Below are 11,130 nucleotides of genomic sequence, written 5' to 3'. Positions count from 1 at the left end.
TTGTACAACCACTCATCTAAGGAAGCTGCTTCCCAAATTGGGTAGAAGTGCAAACCGATAGCGTTGGAGGAAGGAACAACTGCACCGGAGATGATGTTGTTTCCGTAGATCAATGAACCTGCAACTGGTTCACGGATACCATCGATATCTACTGGAGGAGCAGCGATGAAGGCGATTACGAAGCAGGCGGTAGCGGCTAGCAGGGTAGGAATCATGACTACGCCGAACCAACCGATGTAGATGCGGTTATTGGTGCTGGTGATCCATTCGCAGAATCGATCCCATACATTGGCGCTTGAGCGCTGTTGTAAGGTTGTTGTCATTGTTTTATAAGTGCGGTTAATTATGTATGATTTGGATAAGCAAATTTGCTTACCTATGTTTATTACATTAGAAGCAAAATTGAGATTTGTAAAGAAAAATTACATAGACGTTGATTATAAGAGTCATATCTTTTACTGATGAATCGCGTCTAGAGACGCAATTCATCTGGTTTTATCAACCAGGGGGCCAATCTAACTGCCGTCCTCCTAATATATGTAGATGTAAGTGATGGACTGTTTGACCGCCGTCATCACCAGTATTGATGACAACTCGATAACCATTTTTTAGTCCCGCTTCTTCGGCAATACGTTTGACGGTTAACAAAAGATGCCCCAGCAGAGCATGATCTCCAGATTCAGCATCAGCTAGTGTGGGAAGGGGTTTTTTGGGAATGACGAGGATGTGAACAGGCGCTTGGGGATGGATGTCTTTGAATGCCAGGGTCAAATTATCCTCATAAACAATATCTGCGGGAATTTCTCGACTAATGATTTTGCTGAAAATCGTTTCTGTTGTTTCACTCATGCCATATTTACCTACTCATCTCTTAGAGATTTTATATTAGAGAGATGAGTAAAAAGGATATAAGCGCAATACTGCTCGGTTAAAGGGAAAAGGGTAAGGGGGAAAGGTTTTAAATCCCTTACCCCTTACCCTTTCCTCAGCCCTCACGAGCATATTTTTGGTTTGGCAGACTACTAGCTTGTTACTGCTGATTTTTTTCCATTTCCGTTGCTGTTGACACTAGCAACAAATGAGGGTTGCTGCGAATCAGGAGTTGGTGACTCGCTTCGCAGTCCTTTACGGCGCGGGTTTTTAGGAACTCCTCCTGCCATACCGTACTCTACACTCCTTTTGCCATATCGAGTAGCAACTCCCATCAGCATGTGCTCTGCCATATCTCCCAACTCGCTTTCTGTTTGGAGCATTTCACTGTATAACTTATCTAGGTTGGAAAGGGCACTGTTGTAGGCATTTTCTTTACTTCGCATCCTTTCAATGAGAGTTGAGAAGGCAGGTAGGGTGAGTCCATTGCCTACATCTAAATTTGGATCAATTGAATTCATGCTAGCTGCACGAAGCACTGCTTTCTGTAAGACTGGAGAGCTTCTTTTTTTACGAGCCATGATATTACACCCTGTATTATTGTACTGTTGATATTCTTTACCTTAAATAACTTCAGTATTGAACAGCCTGAGAAAATTCCGGCAAATCTGCAATGGTTTTTGTTACATTAGCGATCGCTCTCATGAGTGCTGAAATTACTGAAAAAAGAAAGCATTTACAGCAAATGAGTTAGCAAACTGGAGTTTGCTTGCGGAAAACACCAAATATGAGTAAGCATTTACAGCAAATGAGTCAGCAAACTGGGGTTTGCTTGCGGAAAACACCAAAATGAGTAAGCATTTACAACAAATGAATCAGCAAACTGGGGTTTGCTTGTGGAAAACACCAAAATGAGTAAGCATTTACAGCAAATGAGTAAACAAACTGGAGTTTGCTTATTAAAATCGACAAATGACAATGTAGTGATATGAAGCTAGACAATTGCAGTAGGGAATGTCTCAATACAGTTCGGTTAAGGCAAGAGACGCGACATTCCCCAATTAAAATCGCTGACCTGTGGTAACTTCAAATCTAACTTCTCCTTGGTTACTAATTCCTAAGTCACCTCGAATCAGCCCAAAAGTTGAGTTCACTCGCAATCCTAAACCGTAACCAAAGCCACTTCCAGGTTTATCTCGCAGCACTCCTGGTTCTCCTAGCACGGTTTTGCCAGACCCAAAATCTGAGGCGAGGTCAGTAAAAAGAACTCCTCCTATTGACTGAAAAATTGGAAACCGATATTCCACAGAAGCTAAACCATAACTTCGACCACTGGCAACTTTTCCATAACCGTAACCTCTGACAGAATCTAATCCACCAATATTAAAAGCGTCGGCTGGTGGAAAGTCCCCAATAGTCGTGCCAATTTGTAAATTAATCGCTAACATTTCTGGATTATCAGTTGCTCTGCCATTACCTATCCAACCGACTGGTAAATACTGAATATAATCTCCTTGTAGGCGATTGCTGGAAATATTACCCAGTCCAATCGGAATCGCTTGCTCTGTGCTGAGGGTGAGGATTGAGCCTTGAGTCGGATTGTCTCGGCGATCGCGTTGATCTCTGGATACAGCAAAGGATAATGTAAATAAGTCATCAATGCCAGTACCGCTCACAGATAAAGGACTCCCTAATCTATCAACTTGTACAACGTCATAAGCTTGATCGCGTAGGCTAATTCTGGTATAATTAAGGCTAAGAGCTGTATTCCACTCATCAAAATCTCGCAAAAGTCCCACAGAACCGCCAAATCTTCCTTCACGAACTCTGTCACCGTTAGACAATTTAATATCTTCGTTGAAGGTTCCCGATATATTTCGACTACGAAAACCTCTGATGCTATAGCCTAAGCGGTTTGGTTCTTCAGAACGATAACGACTAGTAAATTGACCATTAAATTGGACATCTTTACCACTGATTTGCACAGTTGTATCTAATTTATCGTTAAGACCACTAATATTTTCATCTTTATAACCCACCCGGCCGTATAACCCAACATCTTCGTTACTACCCCCTCCAAAGATTAAAGAAGGGAAACCACGCTCTTTGATTTCATAAATAAGATTAACGCTCTTGTCATCTTCTTGTCGATAAACATTAACTTCATTAAATGACTCTAATCTCCTCAATCGTTGCAAGTCTGCTTCCAGTAAATCTTCACGGAATACCTGACCAGGTTTGAGTTTTAGTAGGCTAATTATAAAATCTTTTTGGGTACGCCCTTTGATCGGCTGACCTTTATCATCGAGCAACTGATCTTTGTTGTTAGTAAAACGAATTTCGATATCTTTGACAATTCGCTGGGAAAACTCGACAGACTGGCTATCTATTGGAGTTGAGCCTATATAATTACCATATTTGGCATACCCTGCCTCTATTTGTAACGTAGGTTCTGCTTTATCTTCAATAGAAGATTGCGAGTTTGCAATGGCTTCTAGATTTTGCCCACCTATTAACATTATTGCGATCGCAACTACAGCTATAGGACTTACGCATAAATAAAGTTTTACCATTACACCTTTTCTTCGGTAACTAACGTCAGACTAACCCATTCACCTTTCTCGTTGTAGCTGCGAATCATCCGTTGGCGCAGGTTTGGCTGGATTAACCAACCCACTTCCAGAAAAAATGATTGACGTAACTGCACCTTAAGAGGGGAAGTTGCAGAAGCACCATCTGGTAACATTAATACCTGCACCGACTTTTGGGGATTTTGATCAAAGAGAAGGATGGAGCCTTTGATGGTAGCAATTGAGGTAATTGTGTGTCCTGCAAAAGAGAGACTTTGAATTAATTGCCCAGCATCATCAAGTTGTAATTTTAAGGTTGTAGAGTAAGTATCAGGCGATCGCCAATCTGGATATATTGTCACTGCTTGACCTTGCCATTCTCCCAACAAGTCATTAATCTGCAAAGTTGGACGTTCTGCTGCTGGGGTTCCGGCTAAATGTTCTCGAATTAAGATTAGTTCCTTTAGCTGACCGGTCTTATCAAATAGTTGCACCAGACGCAAGCGGCGATTTTCATGAACAAAAGCAAGTTCTCCACCAAATTCGGAAAATGGCCCTAGCTGAATTAAACCTTCAGAAAACGAACCATTTTCAAAAAACAGCAGACCCCCTCCCACAGAACTAAATTCTCTAATCACATCTTGTCCCGAACGGCTCAGACTTAGACGCACTTTCTGGTTATTATTCAAATGTTCTAGGGAAAGACGGCTAGGAGTATCGTTCAAAAGTGTCCCTTGAGGGGAAAAATTGGTAAATGAACCTTCCCAAACACCGAGATTTTGCAAAAAACATTCCCATTGCGATTTCATAGCGATTTCTCCCTTTGTCTCCCCATCCCCTTATACCCAATGCCTAACCTTTAGCAAAACGTCTGACAGCAAATAAGCTTCCCATTAATCCTACACCTGCACCGAAACTCAAAAGAATCAAAGGCAATAATAAAATTTCTGCTGGAGTGAATTGCACCTTGTTGGTGATGGCTTGGATAAACTCAGGTTGATTGACTAGCAACTTACCGAGAAACTGTTGAATTACAGAAATAAAACTCCAAGCGATCGCACCACCAACTAAACCAAAAGCAATTCCTTGTAAAATAAACGGGAGGTAAATCCAAGCAGAAGTCGCTCCCACAAGTTGCATAATTTCAATTTCCTGGCGACGCGCCATGACAATCAGCCGAATTGTAGTAGTAGTGACTGCGATCGCTGTTAAAGTCAGAATAATTGTAATTGTTAAAGTAATCCAGTTCAAACCTTGGTGCAACTGGGCAATACGTTTGACTGCTTCATCGATATACTGCACCGTCTCAACTCCTGGTAACTTAGCCAACTGCGTTGCTAAATTTGGCACAACTTGAGAATTACGTGCTTTAACTTTCATTTCATCAACCAGAGGATTCTCACCTAGCTGCTGAGTAGCACCCTCAATATCAGAAATTCTCATTTCCTTAACTAACTTAGTCCAGGCTTCTTCTTTGGTAATGCTTCGTATCCCCGTCACCTCTGGCATTTTGACGATTAGTGCCTCAATACTTTCGATTCGCGTATTTGGTTCGAGGTAAACTGATACTTCTAGCTGGCTACCAAACTGATAAAGTAGTTTTTCGACTTGCCAAGAGGTTTGCAGACTCAAGCCAAATAAAAATAGTAATACCGTCACAGTACTTATCGCTGCCCAATTCATCCAACCTCCGCGCAGTAGACCGAGGAAAGTTTCTTTGAGTAGATAGTCAAGTTTCGTCAGAGATTTAAACACAAATTACCTCAAAATTAGAACTTATAGCTATTTTCAACCACATAGTAGGGTTGCAAGGTCTTACGCCCCTACGACAGATATGATGCAAATATATGAAAACTGCAACGCCAAGGCGCTAAGTTCATCTCTTGCGTCTTGGCGCTGATAACACCACTATTTATAGTCAATGGTGCAAACTTTGCCAATACATCAGCTTTTATCTCTTGCTACTTCCTTCTTGCTGTCTCGACTATTTACCTTATCTTTGTATTATTCACCATAGATACACTCACTGTTGCTTTTATAGTTATTGATAACAGTTGGCTACTATTGTGCTTTCTAAGCAATTTTACTGTTTTTATAACTGGCTTTTTAAAAGTAGAAAAATAGTTTAGTAATTTTACGATGTTTGATATCTGACAAGAGTTGTAACTTTAAAGAACAAACAAAAGTCATGAAAGGGAATTTGAATTATGAACTCATTAAATAAAGCCAACTTGGATAATCACTTATTAACCCAGATCCGATATCAGCTTGAGTCCGTAGAAATACATAATTATCATTTAGCCAAACTATTATGCAAACTAATTCCCTCCAATTGCCCTTTTGAAAGAACTATTACAGTTTTCGGTCGAACTCTCTTACAGATTCCCCCTTTGTGTAAGATTAACCCCCTCTATGAACAAATAGTTGGTCTTCGTTTTAAGTGTTTATTATATTTAGTCAATGAATGTGGTGAGGATGCGAAAAAATATTGTTAAATCTATGTTTGTATCAATAATAATAGATTGAAAAACATCTTTTTACTAAGATAAGTATTGTATAAAAATCTTAATTGCAATCAGACATGAATAAGAAATTGGCTGTTGAATAATAATTTATAATTCTGAATTAATGAGTGGATGGGGTATTCAGACCCACCAATCATTGAATACCACCAAATTTTCAATTTGGTGGTGCAAAAACTCCGATTATGCAAACGCTCTCTACGAGACGCTACGTGTAACTTGCTTCTCCAAAGGAGTAGCGGACTCGCTCTAAGAGGTTGTTTGAAAAGTAGTTGACTGTGATTTTAGGCACTCATTGATCCCCCCTAACCCCCCTTAAAAAGGGGGGAACCAGAGTCAAAGTCCCCCAATTTATCGGGGGATTTAGGGGGATCTAAACGTTTTGCTACCAACAAGAGGACTTTTCAAACATCCTCTAAGCATTCGCGCAGCGTCTCGCAGAAAAGTTAAGAGTTAAAGAAGAGAAATTTAAAGGTGATTTACCCATCATATTTAATGGGACAGACCATTAATAGTCCACCAAAGAAACTTTGCGGGGTTTATAGTAATGAAAATTAAGTTCTTTTCTCCCCCTGCTTCCCCTGCCTCCCCTGCCTCCCCTGCTCCCCCTGCCTTCACCCATCCATCATTTTTGGCTTGGCAGACTACTAGGTCTAACTGAGATTGATAGAATTAGAATAATCGGAATTTTCACCATCTAGCCATCAAGACTCATGCCCTCTGATATTGCTGTCGAGAAAAAAAAGTTAAAAAATCCACCTTTGGAGCTTCATTATTTAGGCGATCGCGTGCTGCGTCAAGCTGCAAAGCGAATTTCTAAAGTTGATGACGAACTCCGCCAAATAGTGCGCGAAATGCTGCAAACAATGTACAGCAAGGATGGCATTGGTTTGGCTGCACCCCAAGTAGGAATTCACAAACAACTAATTGTCATCGACCTAGAACCAGAGAACGCAGCTAATCAGCCCTTGGTGTTGATTAACCCCACTATTAAACAAGTCAGCCGCGACATCTCTGTTGCCCAAGAAGGATGCTTGAGTATTCCCAATGTATATCTAGATGTGAAGCGCCCCGAAGTTGTGGAAATTGCCTATAAAGACGAATACGGTCGTCCTCGGACATTAAAGGCTAATGACCTCTTGGGACGCTGCATTCAGCACGAGATGGATCACCTTAACGGCGTGGTATTTGTAGACCGTGTAGAAAACTCCTTGACTTTAGCCCAGGAGCTATCTAAGAATGGCTTCTCGTATCAAGCGGTGAAACCAATAGCATAGGGGACTAGTAGTGTATTTAACTCCAAAAAGCGGTTTATTTCTGGGTGGTTCTTGTGTAAGTGCGATCGCAGCTGTTGGTTCGATTTTTGAACTCAGTTACGGACAACCAGATTTTGGTTTCACAACCACGGCGATTATCCTGGGATTGAGCATTCCACTCACAGGATTATTTTTCTTTGCCGCAGTTAAGGATGCAAGGGCTAACATAAAATAAGCATCAGGTACATAAAAAAGGTAAGGGAATGAATAAAAAAGGCAAATTCATTCTTTTACCTTTTATTTTTGCTCCCCCTCTTCTACCGCCCCTAAAGCTTTTAGTGTTGCCTTCTGAGCTGCTGTTAAACCAATAGAGCCTGTAATGTCCATATCCTGGTATGGTTTGGGGATACTGAGAATTTTCAAACATTGACCTGTGTCTGGATTCCATATCCTCACAGTTTCGTCTTCACCACCACTAGCTAGGAATCGTCCATTGGGGCTGAATACGACTGACCATATCCTCTTAGTATGTCCTTGTAGCGTTTTAAGACATTTATTAGTGTTCACATCCCAGATTTTCAGCGTATTGTCATCACCAGCGCTGGCCAAAATGTAGCTAACTTTATCAGTTTCACTGGCGATTGTATAACCTTGAGGACTGAAAGCAACGGCTCGGACTTTATCGGTGTGTTCCTTCAAAGAAGGTTCTAGAGGTTCTGGGCTGTCATTGGTGTTAGCCTTCCATAATCTCACTGTATGGTCTTCACTGGCACTAGCTATCATTTGACCATCAAAACTGAATGTTACTGACCTTACCCAATTTGTGTGTCCTTTCAAAGGTTCTAAGGATTGACCACTGCTAAGGTTCCACAATTTCACTGTATGGTCTTCACTAGCACCAGCTAAAATGTCACCCTTGGGACTAAAGGCTACAAACCATATTCTGTTAGTGTCTTCTAACAAAGTTTTGAAACATTTACCAGTATTCACATCCCATAACTTTACTGTTTGGTCGTCACTAGCGCTAGCTAAGATATTACCTTGAGGACTGAAGGCAATTGACCATACCCAATTAGTATGTCCTTTTAAAGTTTTGAAACATTTACCAGTATTAGCATCCCATAACTTGATAGTTTGGTCATCACTGGCACTAGCTAGGATTTGGCCATTGGGACTGAAGGCGACCGATCGCACTCCGTTTGTATGACCCTTCAAAGTTTTAAGGCACTCACCAGTGTTTACATCCCACAGCTTAACTGTGTAGTCATCATTGGCACTGGCTAGGATTTGAGAATCGGGACTAAAAGCTACAGACCACACCCAATTAGTGTAACCCTTCAAAGTTCTCAAGCATCTACCAGTATCAGCATCCCATAACTTTACTGTTTGGTCATCACTGGTACTGGCAATTGTCTGATTTTGAGAACTGAAAGCTACTGACCAGATTCTATCTGTGTGTCCAGGCAAAGTTTTTAAACACTGACCAGTGTTTACATCCCACAGTCTAACTGTTTGGTCATCACTACCACTGACTATCATGTCCCCTTTAGGACTATAGTCTACTGACCATACCCAATTAGTGTGACCTTTCAAAATTTTCAGGCACTTCCCTGTGTCAGCATCCCACAGCCTAACCGTTTTGTCATCACTGGCGCTGGCAATTGTATGATCTTCAGGACTGAAAGCTACTGACCAGATTCTATCTGTATGCCCTAAAAGTGTTTTCAGACATTTACCACTCTTGACATCCCAAATTTTCACGGTTTGGTCTTTGCTACCAGTAACTAAAGTTGTACTATTGCGACTGAAAGCAACTGATCGTACCCCATTAATATGACCTTTTAAACTTTTGAGGCATTTACCGCTCTTGACATCCCAAATTATCACGGTTTGGTCTTCACTAGCACTAGCGATCGCCTCACCTTGAGAACTGAAATCTACTGACCAGATTCTATCTGTATGCCCTAACAGTGTTTTCAGGCATTCACCGCTCTGAACGTCCCAGATTTTCACTGTTTGGTCTTCACTGCCGCTAATTAAAGTTGTACCATTGGCATCAAAAGCAATTGACCAAACTTTATTATTGTGTCCTTGACACAGCAAAAGTTGTTGACCAGTAATAACTCGCCAGAGGCGAATCTCACCGTTAGCATCTCCTGTAGCTAAAAGTTGGCCATCTCGACTAAATGCTACTGACAGCACAGTGGCAAAGTTTTTTGCAAAGACAGACCGAGTTAGGTCGCTATGAGCGAAACTGACCTTATGTAGATTTACGTTCTGTAGATAGGCTTGCCTAATAGCTAGATGGCAGAAGTCATAACCAGTTAAATCAGTCTGTAATTGACACAGTAGATTGAGAACGTTACTCCCAGCATATCCAGGTTTGACAACAGATTTGTCTTGCAGGGGTTCCAGAATTTGAATTAGCTTGTCTTCAATATTTCTCTGAGTAATAAAAATACTGAGCAATCTTTTGATGATTGGCTTCAAAATTAGGCGAGTTTGAATATCTCTGACATAATCTTTGACAGTAGCTCCCATGAGAGCATGACTCATGAATAGTGCGATTTCACCTGTAGTAATTTCTTGACAAACCTGTTCAATTATGGTCTCTGTGATATACTCCATAACCACAGGTTGCAGGGTGAACAGTGCTGTGCTTTTTTCAATAAGCGATCGCCGCCGCAGTGATTCTAGTGCTTCCAGTAATTCTCTTTTTGCTAGGGGAGACACAATATCATCTAACAATTCTTCTAGCAAAACTGGCTCACGCTTGATTGCCAACCAGTAGATAATTTCTTTTTCTAGCTCCGAGGCCCGTTCAAACTGCTGGTCTAATAAATTACGAGTGTCACCAAAAATTATTTCTCCTTCAGCTAAAAAGGCAGCAATATTTCCACCAAATAATTCTCGGATTGTCTCAGAGACTAGCTTTAAAGCCAATGGATTGCCTGAATAATTCTTAACTAGTTTCGCCCAGTTTTGCGGCGATCCAGATAAACCTTTATCTTTGAGAATTTCTTGCCCTTCTGTTTCTCCTACACCAGGTAATGATATTGTTCTAACTGGTGATGCTTTGCCCTCTAAAGGTGCAAATTCTTTTGGTTTTTCGCGGCTAGTAATCAGCAAGCAGCTTTCATGAGGTTCTTCCCCTACCCGTCTCAGTAGTTGACCGTAACCTTCATATCCTTCTTGATAGTATCCGGCGCGAGGCTCTTGCGAAGAAGCTGCGCTCATGCCTGTTTGCAAAATTGTCTCTGCATTATCCAACACTATAAGACATCGCCGCTTTCGTAAATATTTAATCAGCACCGTGACTCTACCATTTACAGTTTCTGGTAAATTCGTTTCTTGCTCATCAGATAGAAATCGGATCAGATTCGCTAACATTTCTTGGATGGGTGGAGCATTGCGGAGAGTTCGCCAAACTAAGTAATCAAAATTCTCTTGAACTTCCTGTGCCAGTTTTACAGACAAAGCAGTTTTGCCAATTCCCCCCATGCCTAATAGTGCTACCAATCGACATTTATCATTGACAATCCACTGCTTAAGGTTAGACAGTTCTGTTCCCCGTCCGTAGAAGGCATCACTAATACTTGGTGCTTCGCCCCAATCTTGACGCTTGTTGGCAGTCACTTCTATAGTCTGCAAAGATGCTTTATATTCACTTTCAATAATTTGCTGTAACTTAGTGAGTTTACCTGGGCCACCGCTACTCACTTGGAATTTTTTGTAAACCTCACTCAATCTTTTACGTACCGCTTCGGCACTGACGCGCAATTCTTCAGCGATCGCATTTGGTGATTTTCCCTCAGCAGCATATATAAATACCTCTAGCTCACTGCTAGATAAGCGCCGCTCTTGGGCTAAAGCCAAAAGAAAATCTTCGGAAATCTGACTCATACTCACACT

Annotated in this window: 9 protein-coding genes and 1 pseudogene; 3 read left to right on the top strand and 7 right to left on the bottom strand. The window is 41.2% G+C overall.

Annotated features, from left to right (window positions below):
* The 6 genes and pseudogenes from H6G97_RS17475 to H6G97_RS17450 all read right to left on the bottom strand — a co-directional run.
* Positions 1–323 (bottom strand): annotated as a pseudogene (locus H6G97_RS17475) (photosystem II q(b) protein); the annotation flags it as partial.
* Between the two features lie 175 nt (positions 324–498).
* Positions 499–849, bottom strand: a complete 351-nt coding sequence (locus H6G97_RS17470; RefSeq protein ID WP_190942002.1) for a histidine triad nucleotide-binding protein — start codon at positions 847–849, stop codon at positions 499–501.
* A 173-nt stretch (positions 850–1,022) separates the two neighbouring features.
* Positions 1,023–1,451 carry a hypothetical protein gene (locus tag H6G97_RS17465; RefSeq protein WP_190942001.1) on the bottom strand — a complete coding sequence of 143 codons (429 nt, stop codon included), beginning with the start codon at positions 1,449–1,451 and terminating at the stop codon, positions 1,023–1,025.
* 480 nt (positions 1,452–1,931) lie between these two features.
* The gene (locus H6G97_RS17460; RefSeq protein WP_242054967.1) at positions 1,932–3,443 is read right to left on the bottom strand and encodes a BamA/TamA family outer membrane protein; all 1,512 of its coding nucleotides are present in this window, start codon (positions 3,441–3,443) and stop codon (positions 1,932–1,934) included.
* Positions 3,443–4,249, bottom strand: a complete 807-nt coding sequence (locus H6G97_RS17455) for a DUF3598 family protein (RefSeq protein ID WP_190942000.1) — start codon at positions 4,247–4,249, stop codon at positions 3,443–3,445. The genes H6G97_RS17460 and H6G97_RS17455 overlap by 1 nt, the downstream gene beginning before the upstream one ends.
* Positions 4,250–4,292: 43 nt before the next feature.
* Positions 4,293–5,195, bottom strand: coding sequence for a permease-like cell division protein FtsX (locus tag H6G97_RS17450; RefSeq protein WP_190941999.1), 903 nt, complete (start codon positions 5,193–5,195; stop codon positions 4,293–4,295).
* Positions 5,196–5,647: 452 nt separating this feature from the next.
* Between H6G97_RS17450 and H6G97_RS17445 the strand changes: the two genes are divergently transcribed.
* From H6G97_RS17445 to H6G97_RS17435, 3 genes are all read left to right on the top strand, one after another.
* Positions 5,648–5,935 carry a Mo-dependent nitrogenase C-terminal domain-containing protein gene (locus H6G97_RS17445; RefSeq protein ID WP_190941998.1) on the top strand — a complete coding sequence of 96 codons (288 nt, stop codon included), beginning with the start codon at positions 5,648–5,650 and terminating at the stop codon, positions 5,933–5,935.
* 740 nt (positions 5,936–6,675) lie between these two features.
* Complete coding sequence (def, locus tag H6G97_RS17440) at positions 6,676–7,239, top strand: peptide deformylase (RefSeq protein WP_190941997.1); 564 nt, start codon at positions 6,676–6,678, stop codon at positions 7,237–7,239.
* Between the two features lie 10 nt (positions 7,240–7,249).
* Complete coding sequence (locus tag H6G97_RS17435) at positions 7,250–7,453, top strand: hypothetical protein (RefSeq protein WP_190941996.1); 204 nt, start codon at positions 7,250–7,252, stop codon at positions 7,451–7,453.
* Positions 7,454–7,515: 62 nt separating this feature from the next.
* Here the strand turns inward: H6G97_RS17435 and H6G97_RS17430 are convergent, their stop codons facing one another.
* Positions 7,516–11,121, bottom strand: a complete 3,606-nt coding sequence (locus H6G97_RS17430; RefSeq protein WP_190941995.1) for a WD40 domain-containing protein — start codon at positions 11,119–11,121, stop codon at positions 7,516–7,518.
* Between the last annotated feature and the right edge of the window lie 9 nt (positions 11,122–11,130).

It is taken from the genome of Nostoc flagelliforme FACHB-838, from assembly GCF_014698065.1.
In the GTDB taxonomy this organism is placed as follows: Bacteria; Cyanobacteriota; Cyanobacteriia; order Cyanobacteriales; family Nostocaceae; genus Nostoc; species Nostoc flagelliforme_B.
Note: the sequence above shows the minus strand (reverse complement) of the source record. Positions and strands in the feature narration are given on the sequence as shown.